The organism is Streptomyces malaysiense, assembly GCF_000980885.2.
GTDB lineage: Bacteria > Actinomycetota > Actinomycetes > Streptomycetales > Streptomycetaceae > Streptomyces > Streptomyces malaysiense.
This window is the reverse complement of sequence record NZ_LBDA02000033.1, coordinates 135,961-153,399: the sequence shown is the minus strand read 5'-3', so window position 1 is coordinate 153,399 and position 17,439 is coordinate 135,961. Positions and strand designations below refer to the sequence as shown.

Here is a 17,439-nt window from a genome sequence, read left to right as displayed (position 1 = left end):
TCCGGTGCACGCGACGCTGATCAGCGTGAAACCGGTGAGCTTGTCCGGTATCCGGTGGGCGATCGAGTTCCAGACGGCGTGCAGCACCGCGGCCGTCAGCACGGTGGTGAGCACGGGGGCGGACATGGTTCCTGGCATGGCCGGAGCGACTCCTGGCGGGGAGGTGCGAGCGAGCGGGGGGAGAGGGGGCGGGCGGGGAGAGAGAGGGGCGGGCGGAGAGAGGGGCGGGGGCGCGGCTGTGGAATTTGATTCCACGGTACGCTATCTCCATGGAACAGAATTCCATCAGTGGTCCCGGGGGCACCGACGGTCCCCGTGGTTCCCTCTCCGCCCGGATCCGGGCCCGGCTGCCCGAGCTGCGCGAGACCGAGGCCCGGGTGGCGCGGGTGGTGCTCGACCAGGGCGCCGCGCTGGTCCACCTCAGCGTCAGCGACGTGGCCGCGCTGGCCGGCACCGCGTCCTCCACCGTCGTACGCACCTGCCAGCGGCTCGGCTTCCGGGGCTTCCAGGAGCTCAAGCTGGAGGCCGCCCGGCAGGCGCCCGAACCGCCCCCGCCGCCGGTGGACGAGCCCGCCGCGCACGCGCTCGCCGCCACGCTGCGCGCCTCCCGCGAAGCCCTGGACGGCGTCGCCGCGACCCTCGACCCCGGCGCGCTCACCGCCGCGGCCGAGGCGCTGCACACGGCGTCGCGGGTCGTCGTGGTGGGCGCGGGGCTGTCCGGCGCGGTCGCCCTCGACGTGGCCTACCGGCTGCGCGCCCTCGGCTGTCAGGTCGACGCACCGTCCGACCCGCTCACCGCCCAGCTCGCGGCGGCCCAGCTCCCGCCCGACGGCGTCTGCTTCGCGATCAGCCACACCGGGGCCACCCGCACCACGGTCGACACCGCCCGGCGGGCCCGGCAGGCCGGGGCCACCGTCGTCGCGCTCACCAGCTACGCCCGTTCACCGCTGAGCGAGACCAGCTGCCAGGTGCTCGTCGCCGGCGGTCAGGACCTCGTGTTCGGCCTGGAGACCTCCGCCAGCCGGATCGCCCATCTCGCCGCGGTGGACGTCCTGACCCACCTCCTGATGGGCCTGCGCCCCGAGACCGCGCGCCGCCATCTCGATCTGTCGGCGGACATCACGGCCGACCACGCCTACTGAACACCGGCGGCGCACAGGGGAGTTCACGCGGCCAGCGGGTCGAGGACCAGTGGTTCGATCCGGCCCTCCAGCATCTCGCCGAGCCCCCGGGCCGCGCACACGTCCGGGCGCTCGGCGATGAGCACCGGCATCCCGGTGCCCTCGCGCACCATCTGGTCGAAGCCGGGCAGCAGCGCCGAACCGCCGACCATGATGATCCCGCGGTCGGCGAGGTCCGCCACCAGGTCCGGCGGGCACGCGCGCAGCACCTTGCCGATGCCGTCCAGGACGGCCGTCAGCGGGGTCTGGATCGCCTCCCGCACCGCCGAGGTCCTCACCCGTACGGTGCGCGGCAGCCCGGTGGCCACGTCCCGGCCGTTGATCTCGGTCTCGGGCGGGCCCTGCGGGGTGAGTCCGTTGCCGGACAGGGCCAGTTGCAGCGGCCGCACCGACTGGCTCGGCAGCATCAGCTCGTGCGTGTGCCGCAGGTACTGCACGATCGCCTGGTCCACGGCCTCCCCGCCCACCGGGACCCGCTGGGCCGTGACGATCGAGCCCAGCGACAGCACCGCGACCTGGGTGGCCGCCGCCCCGCACACCATGATCATGGTGGCCTCGGGCCGCTCCACCGGCAGCCCGCAGCCCACCGCCGCCGCGATCAGCGTGTCCACCAGCTCCACCCGGCGCGCGCCGAGCCCGAGCAGCGTCTCGATCGTCGCCCGCTGGGCCAGCGGATCGGCGTCGTGCGGGGTGCACGCGGCCGCGCGCAGCCGGGCCTTGCGGCGCAGCGCCCGGCGCAGCTTGTCTCCCATCAGGTGCCGCAGCATCCGCTGGGCCATGTCGATGTCCACCACCGTGCCGCCGGAGACGGGCCGTACGACCCTGATGTAGTCGGGGGTGCGGCCGGTCATCTGCTCCGCGAAGTCGCCCACCGCGATCAGCGAGCCGGACCGGACGTTCACGGCCGCGACCGAGGGCTGGTCCACGACGAGCCCCGTGCCCTTCACATACACCCGGGTACGGGCCGCGCCCAGGTCGACGGCGAAGTGACAGCGGCGCAACTGCTCCAGGCTGACGGACACGGCAGCTCCTTCCGGGCGCGGGATTCGGCTCTTCCTGCTCTCCGTATCCTGCGCGCCGCCCGGTACCGGCCGCCTTTCCTGGGGGGCCGGGCGGGGCGCCGCCGAACGGGCGTAATCACGGGGGTCGTCGGAGTGTCGCCGGGTCAACCGGCGCGGATCGCCTCCAGCAGCGGTTCGAGCGTGGAGACCACGGCCTGCGCGCCGGCCTCGTGGAGCAGCCGGCGTGCGTCGGCGGACGGTGCGAACCCGATGAAGGGCAGGCCGAGCCGCTGGGCCGCGGTCAGTTCGGCCACCGAGGAGCCGAGCAGGGCCCCGGTGCGGGCCGGAGTGCCGAGATGCTCCAGGGCCCGCAGCAGGCAGTGGGGGTCCGGCGTCAGCAGGCTGAGGTCGGCGCGCCGCCCGTGCACCCCCGCGAGCGGCAGCTTGTACGACTCCACGCCCCGCTGCACCGCCCGGGAACTCACGTCCGACACCACGCTCACCCGCCGTCCGGACTTGTGCAGCGCGCGCACCAGCGCCAGCGAGCGATGCGTCATCGGCACATCGGGCACAGCGGCCAGCTCCAGTTCCTCCAGCCGGTCCCGCAGCAGCGGTCCGAGCCGGTCGTGGGAGAAGGCGCGCAGCAGGTCCAGCGGATGCGGGAACGTGTCCTGGCCCGCCGGCCCGGCGGCCGTCGGCAGCGGCTGCCCCGCCAACGCGCTTCGGGGGTCGCGGTGTTCGGCGACGACCCGCAGCAGGGCGAGTACGGCCGGCCGTGCGCGGTGCGCCGCGAACAGCCGGGTGAGGGGGCCGTCGAAGCTGATCAGCACATGCCCGGCGCCGGTGAGCACGTCCACCGCCCGGCGGCGCGAGGGCACCGGCGATCGCGGGGCCGGGGCGGGCTCGGGCGCGCTCCAGGACCCCAGCCGCACGGTGTACGTCACCGCGAGCCCCGGCACCGGCCAGTCGCGCACCCCGTCGTTCACCGCCCGCTCGGCCGCGCCCGTCCGGCGTGCCGGATGCCTGGCGGTGAGCCTCGCGGCGGCCTCGCGCAGATGCTCCCGCAGCAGCCCGGAGACGTCGGCGGCGCCGGACCGCACGACGGCGACCGGGTCACTGACCTGCCAGGTCAGCTCCGCCACCGCGGTGAACCCGGCCTTCCCGGAACTGGGCAGGGACAGGTTGTGCCGGGCCTGCCGCACGGTGAGGTCGACCGTGTAGTACGTCTCCGCGCGCGGCGCCCGCCCGCCGTAGGGCCGGATCGGGTCGAGCACGGTCAGCGGTCCGTCGGCGCGGGTGTGCACGACGGCCGTTCGGCCCGGGGTGGGCACGCCCAGCTCGCGCAGGTCCTGGGTGATGAACGGGCCCTGGACCAGCTCGCGCCGGGGGTGCTCGGTGGTGAGCGGGCAGTACCAGGCCAGCGGCGGCGCCTCCGGGGCGTCGTCGGCGTACAGCGGCTCGAAGGGCGGGGCGGCGCCGGCGGCGGAGCTCGCGGCGAACTCGTCGTACAGCGCGGGCGGTACGAGGACGTCGACGCCGGTGGCGGCCTCCGGCAGCGGGACCGCCCGCTGCCCGAACACCACCCGCAGCCGGCTGTGTTCGGCCTTCCGGGCCAGGGTGAGGGGCAGTTCCCGCAGCACGGCGACCAGGACGGGCAGCAGATAGGTGCCGGGCTCGACGTCCACCTGGTAGCCGTCCGGACGGACCCGCACCCGGAACCGGCCCGGGGGCAGCGAGCGGGTGAGGATCTCGTGCACGGCGGCTTCGAGGGAGATGCGGGTCCCGGGGCGGCCGGTCAGGTCGTCGGTGGTGAAGCCGATCCGGGTGGTGTCCGGGTGTGTGCCCGGGGGTTCGGGAGCGAGGCCGGCGAGGAGCTTTGTGACCGTCCGCAGGGCCTCGGCACGGCTCCCGGGCGCGATCGGCGCGGCCTCCAGACAGGTCAGGACCGGTCCGCTCGGGGAGAGGACCACGCAGCGGGCGTTCAGCTCGCCGCGCGGCCCCCGCGTCGCGTGCAGGGCGAGGACCGCCTCGCGGAGCCCCGGCCGCAGTTCGCGCACCTCGTCGGCCGACAGCCCGGCCGAGCCGTCGGCCAGACGCTCGTGCAGCGTCGGCCCCTCGACGAACTCCCGCACCAGATAAGGCTTTCCCTCGGCGAAGCCGTGATCGAGGACCCGCGCGATCCCCGGGTGCGTCACCTCCGCGAGATCCTCGCAGAGCCGGCCGAAGGGCTCCTGGTACTCGCCCGGCGCATACCGGCACACGACGACCTGCGCGCCCCCGTCGTGCGCGTCCTCGGCGACCCACCCCCCGAGTCCCGCCGTCGACCTCCGCAGCAGCCGGTACCGCCCCGCGAGCAGTCCCGCACCGACGGCCGGCGCCAGCCTGCGCACGCTCTCCTCGCTGAGCGTGGCGACCGGCCGCCGTTCCACCGGCGTCGGCGCACCGCCCGGGGCCGGCACCACCGCCCGGAAGCCGCCCGGCGCCCGCCCCGCCAGTTCGTCGATGAACTCGCCCATGCGGTCGAGGAGTCCGACCGTTCGGTTGCGCTCGGTGCGGGGCAGTCCGAGCAGCAGCAGTTCCCGTACGCCCTCCCGGAACGCGTACGATCCGGCCGCCGTCCCCGGCAGCGCGGTGAGCATGCCGCTGAGCACGACCTCGGCCAGGTGCCGGGGCCGCGGATCCGGTTCCACCGCGGCCTGCACCAGCCGCATCACCGGCAGGTCGGGGCGCCCCACCGCGAGATGCCCGGCCAGCCGGAACGCCTCCGGGGAGGCCGTGGCACGGAACCGCAGCACCAACTCCTCGGCGGACAACCGGCCGAGGTCCGTACGGTCCTGCGCGTCGACCGGCAGCGGAGACGTCAGCCGGGCTGCGGCGGCCGGGAACCGGGTGCCGCCGGGCGTGCTGATCAGCCCGGCCCAGTTCGCCAGCCAGCGCGGCTCGGGCTCCAGCACCGGGAGGACCACCGCGCCCGCCTCGTCGCCGGGCTCCGGGGTGTCGTACGGGGTGAAGGTGAGCGCGGCCGAGGGCGCCACGGGGTGCGGTGCGGAGAGCCGGCCGGGGGCGGCGGGCAACGCCGATTCCCGCCAGAGGTGTTCGGGCAGCGGCTGGACGACGGCCAGCGGCATCCGGCGGGCCCAGCGGTGCAGGGTGGCGTACCACAGGGTGCCGGCGGGGCCCTGCCGCCACTGCGGGCCCATGCAGTCGCTGATCAGCAGGGTGACGGTCCGCCCGTCGGCGGGGAGCCGCCCGTCGGGGCCGCGCACCGTGCCGTCGGCGCCGGCACGGTGCAGGGTGACCGTGCGGAAGGCGCCCGACTGGGCCAGCGCGGTGTGCAGTTCGTGGATCAGGGGCCGCCAGAGGGGCATCGTGGGACCGGCGTCGTACACCAGGTTCAGGCTCAGCCAGCGCTCCCGGGCGGGCCGCAGCACCGGGAGCCAGCGGTCGGGGTCGGCGCCGAGGCGGGCGATGCGGTCGGCGGTCGCCCGCTCGTCCAGCTCCCGGCCCACGGGCGCGTCGACCAGGCGCCGCAGGGGGCGCAGCGCGCGCTGGAGGGCGAGCGGATGGCGCAGCATCGGGGGCGCGGGGGCCGTCAGGGCGGTGTGCGGAGCGCGGTCCGCGGACGGGGCGGGGGAGGGGAGGCGCAGCGGGACCCGGGCGGGGGCGCCGGGGGCGGGGCGCGGCCGGGGCGTCTCCACCTCGGGCGGCCGGGGCCCGCCGGCGGGGGCGGGCGGTGGCAGCGGTTGCGCGGCCCGGTCGCCACCCGGGTCCCCGGGGTCCCTGCCGCCCCCGGTGACGGTCGCGGTGTCCGCCGGTCCCTCCGCTCCCAGGTGTCCCGCCAGCCAGAGCAGTTCGGCGAGCTCACGCGGTGTCGGCGGCACGCCCTGGCCCGCCCCGGCCAGTACGGCGGCGAGGCGGGCCAGGGCGTCCGGGGAGTCCGGGCAGCCGGGGGCGCCGGGGGAGCCCGGGGTGTCAGAAGACATCGGTCTGCGCGCTCTGTCCCAGGTGGGGCATCAGCCGCTCGGCCAGTTGGTCCAGGGACCCGGCGTCCAGGTTGCTGGTGCGGGCCAGGTAGATCGCGTTGAGGAGCTGGTCGGTGGCCAGGTCGCCGGCACCGGTGCGGTCCAGGAAGCGGCCGATCAACTCCTCCGCGTAGGAGTCCGGTTCGCCCAGGTGGGCGCGGACGATGTCGGCGAGGTGCCGGTCGTCCGGCCGGCGCAGGCGCAGCGTGACGCAGCGGCGCAGGAAGGCGGGCGGGAACTCGCGTTCGCCGTTGCTGGTGAGGACGACGAACGGGAAGGCGCGGCAGCGGACCTGGCCGCGCACCACCGGCACCGGTGCGCCGGTGCCGTCGGCCGGGACCCGGGCGGTGCCGTCCGGGGCGAGCCGGGCGGCGCGCACCAGTTCGGGGATCTGGTACTGGCCCTCCTCCAGCACGTTCAGCAGATCGTTGGGCAGGTCGAGGTCGCTCTTGTCGATCTCGTCGATGAGCAGCGCGCGGGGGCGGGCGTAGGGCAGCAGGGCGGTGCCGAGCGGGCCGAGGCGCAGATGATGTTCGATGCCCGTCTCGTCCGCCGCCTCGGGCCCGGCCTCCTGCTCCGCGGCCCGCCGGCGGGCCGCGTACAGGCGGGACAGGGGGTCGTAACTGTAGAGGCCGTCCTGGAGCGTGCTGCGGCTGGTGATGTTCCAGCGCAGCACCGGGCCGAGCCGCAGCTCCCGCGCGACCGCGTACACCAGGGAGGACTTGCCGGTGCCGGGCGGGCCGGTGACCAGCAACGGGCGGCGCAGATACAGGGCCGCGTTGACCAGCTGCACCGTGTCCTCGGTGGCCCGGTACGTCTCGGCGCGGTGCACCCGGTCGGGGGAGACGGCCGAGCGGTCGGCGGCCGCGTCCGGCGGATCCAGGACGGGACCGCCGTCGAAGGCGCGCCAGGGCGGCGGCGGGGGCAGCTGCGCGATGCCGTCGTGCGGCGCGTTCGTACCGGTGTAGACGGGCCACAGGGGCATGGCTTCTTCTTCTCCGTGGTGGGGGTGCGGGCGGTCAGTCGACGGGGGAGCGCAGGCCGGTGGCGGGCTCCGGGAAGCAGCGGGGGTCGTCCCAGAGCAGCTGGAGGTCCCGGGCCCAGTGCCGGCCGGGTTCGTCGGCGGCGTCCGCGGTCACCCGTAACGAGAGGATGTGGCGGGGGAGTTCGGCGAGCGGTACCTCGGCGACGGCGGCGGCGAGCTGGTCCAGGAACGCGGTGCCGGGGCAGGGGCCGGCGGCCTCGACGCGGGGCCGGGCGGCGGTCGCGGTGCCGGCTGCGGCCGTGTCCCGGGGACCGCTCGGGGCCCGGCGGGGGACCTCGTGCCCGCCCCCGCCGTGCCCAGCCCACCGCGCCTCGCCGTGTTCCCCGGCCGGGCAGCCCGTACGGGACCACAGCAGGACCGGGACCGGGACGGTGAGGCCGATCTCGAAGTGCTCGCGGGCCGCGGTGGGCGGGACCGCGAACCCGGCGAGCCCGGCGTCGCCGTCCCACAGCCGCTTGCGCAGGCTCGGCGGCCGCTCCTGGCTGCCGCACTCCACGCGGTGCACCGGCACCGGGCGCTCCGCGTCCAGCTTCTGCCACTTCCTGCGCAGCTGGTGCCGCAGCCGGTTGCTGCGATGCCGCGCGCGGTCGGTCACCACGAGGGGGTAGGCGCAGCCGAGCGGCGTGCTGTCGTCCGCGCCGCACTCCCAGTGCGCCACCGCCTCGTTGAGCCACTCGCGCGGCAGCACGAAGGTCACCAGTTCCTCGGCGTCCGGGTCCAGATGGGCGACGGCCTCGTCGATGCGGTGCTGGACGTACGACCGCACGCCGGAGCGCGGCAGCCGGCGGGTGCCCACCGGGCGGCGCTGCCCGTCGCGGTACGCCGACACCTCCACGGTCACCTGGTCGGGTCCGGCGCCGCTGTGATCGATCTCCACGACGACCGGCGCCCAGGGCGGCGACGCCTGCGCGGCCCGCGCGATCCGCGGGCCCGGTGCGCCCTGCCCGCCCCGTGCGGCCCGCGCGGGCGGCGGGGCGGGCGCCACCGCCGGTCCCGTGCCCGCCAGTTCCCGCAGCCGCGCCGCGAACCGGTCCACCGCCGTCGGGTCGGGCACCTCCCACTGCACGTACGCGGCGGCCTGCCCGAGCGTCGGGAACCCGCCCTCGGGCAGCGGCGGCCCGAAGGCGCCCACCGCGTCCACGTACAGCCGGTCGGGGTCGCACTCCCGGGCGCCCGGGGCGCGCCGCAGCAGCTCGTACAACTCCCGTAGCACGTCCGTGCGATGGCCCGGGGTGGGCACCAGTTCACCCAGCTCCGGCCAGTGCCTGGCCAGTACGTCCAGCGGCAGCATCCGGCCCTTGCGCACGTCCGGCGCGTCCGAGGCGGAGGTGACCATGCCGACCACCCGGCCGTCCGGCAGCGTCGCCGCGGCCCCGCTGAACCCGGCCACGATCGGCTGTCCGTACCCCTGCCAGGCCACCAGCTCCAGCCACTCACCCGCGATCAACTGCCCCGAGACGGCCCGGTACTCGGCGAGCGTGCCCTCGTCGTACCCCACCGGGAAGCCGTAGGCGAGCAGCCGGGGGTGCGGCTCGGCGTAGGCGGCCTCCGGCGGCGCGAAGCCGGCCGGCGAGAGCGGGACGTCCCGGTCGAGTTCGAGCACGGCCACGTCACCGGGGTCGGTGAGGCCGCCCGCCCAGCCGCCGTGCGCGACGACCGAGGCGGACACCTCGCCCAGTTCCCTGGCGTGCGGGAACACCACCGTCACCGCGTCCGGGTCGCCGGCACGGACGACATGGGCGCAGGTGAGCACCCGGCGGGCGGTGATCAGGAATCCAGCGCCCACCTCGTGGCCGCAGTGGATCCGGGCATGCCAGGCGGCACTGTTCATGGGCGCTCGGCGGACCCGGGCCCGGCGGCGGCCTGATCCGGCACGGCGGGCAGCGCGCCGCCGGCCGGACTCGTCGGCTTCCAGTGGAGCTTGACGACCAGCTGACCCTCCGCGGTGCCCTTGGCGATGACCGCGCCGGCCTCGGCGGACATCTTCACACCGAACTCGATCTCCACCGCGTCGGGCCGCAGGCTGCCGTCGCGGAAGACCCGCAGCGCGGCCTCCGCCGCCGCCCGCACGCCGTCCAGCGCGCCCTCGAAGGTGCGCGCCGCCCGCACCGCCTCGTCGCCGCGCGAGACCAGTCGGCTGCCGGGCCGGGGGGTGGCTCCGGCCTCCTCCACCACGACGAGCGCGCCGTCCTCGGTCCTGAACTCCACCAGCTGCTCCATGCCGCCGCTCGCTCCCCCTCGTCGCAGACCCGTGGTCAACCCCCATGGTACGGACGGTGCTTCGCCGGTCCCACCCGATATGCCCCGGCGGGTCAACCGGCGCGGCATGGCGAGAACCCGCCACTGTGACAACCCGCCACGTCCGGCCCCCTGTGCGCTCCCGGCGGGCGCATCACACTCGTGGCTACCCGCAAATCATGTACACGACAGTTTCGTACGGGCCGTTCCGGGCGCGCGACCCGGGCGTCGAGGAGCACGTGGAAGAGGGCGCGGATGACCAGAGGACCAGTCAGACGTCGGGCGGCGCTGCTGTCGGCAGGACTCGTACTGGCCACGGTGCCGGTGCCCGGGGCGGTCGCCGCGGCGGGGAGTGCCACGACGCCGGCGCGGGCGGGGGCGACGGTCACGGCCGGGAGGCCGGCCGGACCCGCCCCGAGGACCGTCACCCTGGTCACCGGCGACAAGGTGACCGTCGCGGACCTCGGACACGGCAGGAAGACCGTCACCGTCGAGCGGCCGCGGGACGCCACCGGGGCTGTGCGGACGCGGACGAGCGACGGCGACCTGACCGTCGTACCGGACGAGGCGCTGCCGTACCTGCGCTCCGGGAAGCTGGACCGACGGCTGTTCGACGTGAGCGCGCTGATCCGGCAGGGCCTCACCGACACCCGGACCAAGTCCCTCCCGCTGATCGTCGGTTACGGCAAGGGCGCCCGTGTCCCCGCCGCCGCCCCGGCCGGCACCTCCCGCACCCGGAGCCTGCCCAGCCTGCGCGGCGCGGCCGTCGAGGCGGGCAAGGGGCGCGCGTTCTGGCGGTCGTTCACCGGCGGCGACGGCATCGCCAAGGTGTGGCTGGACGGGCGGGTCGAGGCCGACATGGCCGAGAGCAACGCCCAGATCGGCACGCGGGCCGCGTGGGACGCGGGGCTGACCGGCAAGGGCGTCACCGTCGCCGTGCTCGACTCCGGCGCCGACCTGACCCACCCCGACCTGGCCGGCCGGATCGGCCGGTCCGCGAGCTTCGTCGACGGCGAGGAGGTCGCCGACCGCGACGGCCACGGCACCCATGTCACCTCCATCGTCGGCGGCAGCGGCGCCGCCTCCGGCGGCAAGGAGAAGGGCGTGGCACCGGAGGCGACCCTCGCGGTCGGCAAGGTGCTCAGCGACGCGGGCTCGGGCAGCGAGTCGCAGATCATCGCCGGGATGGAGTGGGCCGCGCGGGACGTGCGCGCCCGGATCGTCTCGATGAGCCTCGGCTCCAGCGACCCGAGCGACGGCACCGACCCGATGTCCCAGGCCCTCGACAGCCTCTCCCGGGAGACCGGCGCGCTCTTCGTCGTGGCCGCGGGGAACACCGGCGCGCCCTCCTCCATCAGCTCGCCCGGCGCCGCCGACGCGGCCCTCACCGTCGGCGCGGTCGACTCCGCCGACCGGCCCGCCTACTTCACCAGCGCGGGCCCCCGCGCGGGCGACGACGCCCTCAAGCCCGACCTGTCCGCCCCCGGCGTCGACATCCTCGCCGCCCGCTCCCAGCTCACCGACGGCAGCGGCTACTACACGACCATGAGCGGTACGTCGATGGCGGTACCGCACGTCGCCGGGGTGGCCGCCCTGCTCGCGCAGGAGCACCCCGACTGGACCGGCGCCCGGCTGAAGGACGCGCTGATGTCCACCTCCGGGCAACTCGGCTTCTCCGCCTACACGGTGGGCGCCGGACGGGTGAGCGTCCCGGACGCCGTACGAGCCACGGTGACCGCCACCGGCAGCGCCGACCTCGGCTTCCACAGCTGGCCCTACCCCGCCGACAAGCCGGTCACCCGAACCCTGACCTACACCAACTCCGGTGACCGGGATGTCCACTTGACCCTGTCGGTGCGGGGCGCCCCGGACGGCGTCGCCACCCTCGCCGACCCCTCCCTCACCGTCCCCGCGCACGGCACCGCGAGCACCACCGTCACCGGGGACGGAGCCACGGCGCCGGTGGGCACCACCAGTGGGCAGATCGTGGCCCTGGACGACACCGGCGCGGTGCGCGCGCACACCGTGTTCGGCCTGGTCAAGGAGGACGAGCGGTACACCCTCACGGTCCACGTCAGGGACCGCGCGGGGGCTCCCGCGGCCGCCGACCTCACCGTGCAGCGGCTCGCCCGGAACGCGGACCCCGAGACGGACCACGTCGGCGGCTCCGGCACGCTCAGGCTCCGTCTGAAGCCGGGCACCTACGCCCTCACCTCCTTCCTCGACGTGCACGGCAGCCACGGCGCCGACTCGCTCGGCCTCGGCTTCCTCTGCGCACCCGAGGTCACCCTCGACCACGACAGCGAGGTCACCCTCGACGGAACCAGGCTGCGCGAGGTCAGGGCGGCGGTCCCGCGGCGCACCGAGACCCACCAGCTGCTCATGGAGTACGACCGCGCCGCGAACGGCGCCGACCTGTCCGGCGCGGTCCAGGTGCCCCTCACCTACGACAGCGTCTTCGCCGAGCCCACGCCCGAGGTCACCCGGGGCAGCTTCGAGTACCGCACGGTGTGGCGGCTGGCGAAGCCGCGGCTGGAGGTCGCGGGGGTCGGCGAGGCGACGGTCCAGCCGGGCGGCACGCTGACCGCCGGACGGCGGAGGCTTCCGCTGGTGGACGTCGGCGACGGCCCCGTGCCCGCCGCCGCCTCCGGCAAGGCGGTGCTGGCCCGCCTCGCCGACGGCGCGGACCCGTCGGCCCTCGCCCAGGCCGCGCAGGACGCGGGCGCCGAGGCGCTGTTCGTCACCGACGACGCGCCGGGCCGGCTGATGGACTGGTGGGGTGACGACGACGGCACCGACCGCCCGCTGCCGATCGCCACGGTGAACCGGGCCGACGCGGCCCGGCTGCGGGCGGACTCGACGGTCGAGATGACCGGCACGCCCGACTCGCCGTACGTGTACGACCTCTCCGAGGGCCACCCGGGGTCGGTCCCCGACCGCGACCTCACCTATCGGCCCTCGCCGGACCGGCTCGCCGCCCTGCGCGTCTCCTTCCACGCGGCGCGGCCGGCGAGCGGCGGTGAGTTCCGCTACTCCGTCACCGGCGCCTTCCCCGTCGGCATCGGCTTCCAGGAGGACGTCCACCTGCCCGCCGAGCGCACGGACTACGTCTCCACCGGTCCGGGCCAGCTGTGGACCGAGTCCGTCACGATGGGCATGGGCACCCTGGAGGAGCGCGGCGGACCTGTCCACTACCGGGGCGGCAGCCGGCCCCGGCTGCACTGGTTCCAGCCGGTGTGGCACCCGTGGCTCGGCACCGGGCTGGGCTGGGGCGAGCAGCGCACGGGGAACGACATCCAGCTGAACACGCCCGGCTGGGGCGACTCCGGCCCCGACCACACCGGGTCCGGCGACGTCTGGGGCGACAGCGGCATGGCCCAGACCACCTCCGTCTACCAGGACGGCACCCTCGCCGACAGCGGGTCCGGCCCGGCCGCGTTCGTCCGGGACGCGCCGGCCGACGAGCACACGTACGAGGTCGTGACCGACACCGCCCTCGACGCGGACCACTGGAAGCTCACGACGCGTGGGCACACCGAGTGGACGTTCCGGTCGGCGCGGACGCCGGACGACCACGCGACGACGCTGCCGCTGATCAACCTGTCCTACGGGCTGGAGACCGACCTCGCGGGCACGGTGCCCGGCGGGCGGCGGCTGCCGGTGACACTGGGCGCGAGCTACCTGGCGGGAGCCTCAAGGACCGGCACGCTCGGCGGGGGCCGGCTTGAGGTGTCGTACGACGAGGGCGCGACGTGGCGGGCGGTGGCCCTTCGGGGAGCCGGGGCCCACTGGCTCGGCGCGCTGGACGTGCCGAGCACGGCCACGTCCGTCTCGCTGCGGGCGTCGGCCCGGGACGACAGGGGCGGGTCGGTCTCGGAGGAGATCATCGAGGCGGTGGGGGTGAGGCGGTCCGGGCGCCCCGCGAGCCCGGCGTGATCCGAACGAGAGGCCCTAGGGGTGCTGGACGATACCCCGGATGATCCCCAGTTCCAGCAGGTCCTGTGGGCGGATGCGGAGCTGGTCGGCGGTCCTCTCGGCCTCCGCCGGGGTTCGCTTGAGGATGGCCGCCGCCAGCTCCGGGGCGATCACCGAGAAGTAACTGTCCGGTGTGGCCCAGGTGTTGTCCGGCGCGGCCAGGGCGAGGGCGCCCCCGGAACCGCCCTCGCCGATCACCAGCGTGGTCACCGGCACCCGCGCCCCGGCCACCGCCCCGAACACCTCGGCGATGGCCGCGCCGGCCCCCTGACGCTCGGCCTCCGCGTCGTTCGCGGCGCCGGGGGTGTCCACCAGCGTCAGCACCGGCACCCCGAGCCGGTCCGCGAGCCGGATCAGCCGTGCCGCCGTCCGGTACCCGGCGGGCCGGGTCCCGGCCCCGGTCTGCGCGGCGAACGCGACGGTACGGCCCCGGTGCTCACCGAATCCGCAGAGGATGCCGTCGGGGTCGGTACCGCCGCAGCGGTCCCCGCTGATGTGCACCCGGGTGGTGAAGTAGGCGTCCAGGTAGGCGCGGGCGCGCGGGCGTTCAGGAGAGCGGGCGCGCTGGACGGCGGCCCAGCCGGTGGCCGGGAGCCCGGCCGGGGCGAGCGCCGCGGGTACGGGCGCGGGCGGGCCCTGGCCGTCCGCCTCGGACAGCAGCCGCAGCCACACCTCCAGCACCCCCCGCAGGTCCTCCGCTCGTACGACCGCGTCCGCCGCCCCCGCCGCCAGCTGGGCCCCGGCCGTGTAGGCGGCCGGGTCGGCGTCGGGCGGGCGGACACGGGAGCCGGCGAAGCCCACCTGGGCACCGGGGAGGGCGAGGACCACGTCCGAGCCGGCGCCCAGGGTGGCCCAGCCGCCGCCCGTGGTGGGGTCGCGCAGAACGGCGATCTGCGGCAGGCCCGCCTCCCGGGTGAGCGCCGACTGGCGCGCGACCCGCTGGAGCTGGGTCAGCGCGACCATGCCCTCCTGCATCCGGCTGCCCCCGGTGGCGATCAACGCGACGACGGGCAGCCGGTGTTCGCGGGCATGCGCGTACGCGCCCGCCAGCCGGTCCCCGGTGCGCTCGCCCAGGGAGCCCCCGAGGAAGCCGAACTCGAAGGCGATCAGCACGGCACGGGTGCCCCCGACGGCCGCGGTGCCGCAGACGACGGACTCCTCCTCGCCGGTGCGTTCGGCGGCACGGGCGCGCGAGGCGTCGTACCCCTGCCAGGCGAGCGGGCCGTCGGGCCGGGACTCGCTCTCGGGGGAGGCGAGTTCGGTGAAGGTGCCGTCGTCCGTGACGAGGGCCAGCACCTCGCGCGCGGTACGCCGCTGGTCAGACATCGGTCAGGGACCGCTTCATGATCTTCCCCATGTCGTTGCGGGGCAGCACGGCCAGGTGGCGCACCACGCGGGGCCGCTTGTGCGGGGCCAGCCGACGGGCGACATGGCCGGCCAGCTCCTCCACCCCCGGCGGGTTCTCCGGATCGGCCGGGACGATCCAGGCGACGATCCGCTCGCCCAGGTCCGCGTCCGGTTCCCCGGTGACCGCGGCCTCCCGGACCCCCGGGTGCTCCAGGAGCGCGTTCTCGATCTCGCCCGCGCCGATCTTGTAACCGCCGCTCTTGATGAGATCGGTGGCCTTGCGCCCGACGATCCGCACATAGCCGTCCGGCTCGCGCACGGCCATGTCGCCGGTGCGGAACCAGCCGTCGGCGGTGAACGCGGCGGCGGTGGCGTCGGGCCGGTTCAGGTACTCGGTGAACAGGTTGGGACCGCGGACCTGGATCTCCCCGACGGTCTCCCCGTCGCGGGCGCCGATCTCGCTCCCGTCCTCCTCCACGAGCCGCAGCTCCACACCGGGCAGGGGCACGCCGACCGTCCCCGCGCGGGCCTCCCCGTCCGCGCGGACGCTGGTGTTCATCAGGGTCTCGGTCATGCCGTACCGCTCGATGACCCGGCGCCCGGTGGCCGCCGCGATCCGCTCGTGGTCGTGGACCGGCAGCGCGGCCGAGCCCGAGACCAGCAGCCGGGCCCCGCCGAGCGCCTTGGCCAGCTCGGGGTCGCCGGGCAGGGTCTCGGCGATGCGGTGGTACATCGTCGGCACCCCGAACAGCATGGTCGCGCCGTCGGCCAGCGCGCGGGTCACCCCCTCCGTGGAGAACCTCCCCAGGTGCCGCACGGAGCCGCCGCGGCGCAGCGGGCCGAGGACGCCGAGCACGAGCCCGTGCACATGGAACAGCGGCAGCCCGTGCACCAGCACATCGGCCTCGGTCCACTGCCAGGCGTCGGCGAGCGCGTCGAGGGTGCGGGTCAGGGCCCGGCGGGGGAGTACGGCGCCCTTGGGCGGGCCGGTGGTGCCGGAGGTGTAGACGATGAGGGCGGGGGCGTCCCCCGGGAGTTCGGGGTGCGGGACGCCCTCGCCCGCGCCGGCGCCGGCGCCGGAACCGGCGTCGACATCGACACGCTCCAGGTCGCCCAGCGCCGGGGGCAGTCGTGCGCCCGGCGCCGCGAGGACGAGGGACGGCGCGCTGTCGGAGACGATGTGGGCCAGCTCCTTCTCCCCGGACCTGGGGTTGAGCGGCACGGCGGCGGCACCGGCCAGCAGCACGCCGACGACGGCGACCACCGTCTCCATCTCGGGTGTCGCCCACACGGCCACGCGGTCGCCCCGGCGGATCCGCCGGGCCACCACCCCGGCGGCGTCCGCGAGCCCGCCGTACGTCAGGGACCGCTCACCGAACCCCACCGCGACCCGTTTCCGCGACCCACCGACAAGCCCAGGAAAAAGTGAGGACACCCCACGCACCCCTTCACTCTCGCGACCGTTCAGCCCCTTCCTACACCAGGATCCATCCGGGGACGACCATGCCTCGGCGGGGTGCGGGCGAGCGGGGCCGCGTGCGGGAGGGCGCGGCGGACGGCAAGGACTCGGGGTGCGGACGCGGGACGCCTCACCCCGCCGGGACGTCCACGTCGGCGACGACGCACGTCACGTTGTCGGGTGCGCCGGCCGCCAGCGCCGCCGCCACCAGCTCCCGCGGCCCCGCGGACGACGCCAGCAGCTCCCTGATCCGCGCATCGGGGACGGCCTCCGTGAGGCCGTCGGAGCACAGCAGGTACCGGTCCCCCGGCAGCGGCTCCTGGAGGCGCAGGTCCGGCACCGGATCCGCCCCGCCGCCCAGCGCCTTGGACAGCAGCAGATCTCCGGGCGACACCCGGTGATCCTGTGTGATCCGGTACAGCTCGCCACCCCGCAGCAGGTACACCCGGGAATCCCCGATGTGCGCGAGCGCCAGCCGGGACCCGGTCCACAGCAGTGCCGTGAGCGTGGTGCCGACCTCGTCCGTGCCGCCCGCCAGGTCCGCCACCGCAGTCCCCGCGGCCCGCACCGCGTCCTCCAGCGCTCCGAGCACGCCCAGCTCCCCGGCCACGGGCAGCGACTCCGCCTCGTCCAGATACCGCAGCGCCTCCACCGCCGCCCCGCTCGCCGCCAGCCCCGCGGGCCCGAACCCGTCGGCGACGGCGAGCAGCCTGCGGCCCGCGTAGAGGGTGTCCTGGTTGGCGGGGCGGACGAGCCCGCGGTCGGTGAGCGCCGAGTGCCGCAGTTCCAGCATCATGGTGGGTTCCCTTCCCGGTGTGTCGATCGTGTCGGTCAGCTGGCCGACGAGAAACGCCGCGAGATCCCGCCGTACCGCCGTCTCCGCCTCGACCCGCGCCCAGTACGCGCCGATCTCCCGCGCGGCCTCGCCCGGTTCCAGCGCGCACACGGCGCGTATCTCGGCGAGCGGCATCCCGATCCGCCGCAGCCAGGCCACGAGCCGCGCCCGCCCCAACTGCCCGGCGGCGTAGTACCGGTAGCCGGTCTCGGGGTCGACCCGGGCGGGCCGCAGCAGGGCCAGCTCGTCGTACAGCCGAAGCGCCTTCGGTGACAGCCGGCTCACCCTGGCGAACGCCCCGATCGTCAGCAGTTCCATCGCGTCCCCGTCTCCCGT

Annotated in this window: 10 protein-coding genes; 2 read left to right on the top strand and 8 right to left on the bottom strand. The window is 75.9% G+C overall.

All coding sequences use genetic code 11. From position 1 onward, the window contains the following. Positions 1-269: 269 nt before the first annotated feature. Complete coding sequence (locus VT52_RS15255; protein ID WP_046426426.1) at positions 270-1,142, top strand: MurR/RpiR family transcriptional regulator; 873 nt, start codon at positions 270-272, stop codon at positions 1,140-1,142. Positions 1,143-1,165: 23 nt separating this feature from the next. Here the strand turns inward: VT52_RS15255 and mreB are convergent, their stop codons facing one another. From mreB to VT52_RS15230, 5 genes are all read right to left on the bottom strand, one after another. Beyond that, on the bottom strand, positions 1,166-2,203 hold the full coding sequence (gene mreB / locus VT52_RS15250) for a rod shape-determining protein (RefSeq protein ID WP_046426428.1): 1,038 nt from the start codon (positions 2,201-2,203) through the stop codon (positions 1,166-1,168). 143 nt (positions 2,204-2,346) lie between these two features. After that, the gene (locus VT52_RS15245) at positions 2,347-6,165 is read right to left on the bottom strand and encodes an SAV_2336 N-terminal domain-related protein (RefSeq protein ID WP_071387451.1); all 3,819 of its coding nucleotides are present in this window, start codon (positions 6,163-6,165) and stop codon (positions 2,347-2,349) included. Then, positions 6,155-7,189, bottom strand: coding sequence for an AAA family ATPase (locus VT52_RS15240; RefSeq protein WP_046425050.1), 1,035 nt, complete (start codon positions 7,187-7,189; stop codon positions 6,155-6,157). Before VT52_RS15240 ends, VT52_RS15245 begins: the two co-directional genes overlap by 11 nt. A 34-nt stretch (positions 7,190-7,223) precedes the next feature. Then, positions 7,224-9,080 carry a VMAP-C domain-containing protein gene (locus VT52_RS15235; RefSeq protein WP_071387450.1) on the bottom strand — a complete coding sequence of 619 codons (1,857 nt, stop codon included), beginning with the start codon at positions 9,078-9,080 and terminating at the stop codon, positions 7,224-7,226. Next, positions 9,077-9,469, bottom strand: a complete 393-nt coding sequence (locus VT52_RS15230) for a CU044_2847 family protein (protein WP_046425055.1) — start codon at positions 9,467-9,469, stop codon at positions 9,077-9,079. Before VT52_RS15230 ends, VT52_RS15235 begins: the two co-directional genes overlap by 4 nt. A gap of 273 nt (positions 9,470-9,742) precedes the next feature. Between VT52_RS15230 and VT52_RS15225 the strand changes: the two genes are divergently transcribed. Next, the gene (locus tag VT52_RS15225) at positions 9,743-13,423 is read left to right on the top strand and encodes a S8 family serine peptidase (protein WP_046425057.1); all 3,681 of its coding nucleotides are present in this window, start codon (positions 9,743-9,745) and stop codon (positions 13,421-13,423) included. 15 nt (positions 13,424-13,438) lie between these two features. Here the strand turns inward: VT52_RS15225 and VT52_RS15220 are convergent, their stop codons facing one another. The 3 genes from VT52_RS15220 to VT52_RS15210 all read right to left on the bottom strand — a co-directional run bounded on the left by VT52_RS15220 (position 13,439) and on the right by VT52_RS15210 (position 17,421). After that, positions 13,439-14,788 carry a carboxyl transferase domain-containing protein gene (locus VT52_RS15220; RefSeq protein WP_206306517.1) on the bottom strand — a complete coding sequence of 450 codons (1,350 nt, stop codon included), beginning with the start codon at positions 14,786-14,788 and terminating at the stop codon, positions 13,439-13,441. Next, entirely contained in the window at positions 14,781-16,244 is a 1,464-nt protein-coding gene (locus VT52_RS15215; RefSeq protein ID WP_046425060.1) for an acyl-CoA synthetase, read from the bottom strand. Before VT52_RS15215 ends, VT52_RS15220 begins: the two co-directional genes overlap by 8 nt. 154 nt (positions 16,245-16,398) lie before the next feature. Then, complete coding sequence (locus tag VT52_RS15210; RefSeq protein ID WP_046425062.1) at positions 16,399-17,421, bottom strand: MerR family transcriptional regulator; 1,023 nt, start codon at positions 17,419-17,421, stop codon at positions 16,399-16,401. Between the last annotated feature and the right edge of the window lie 18 nt (positions 17,422-17,439).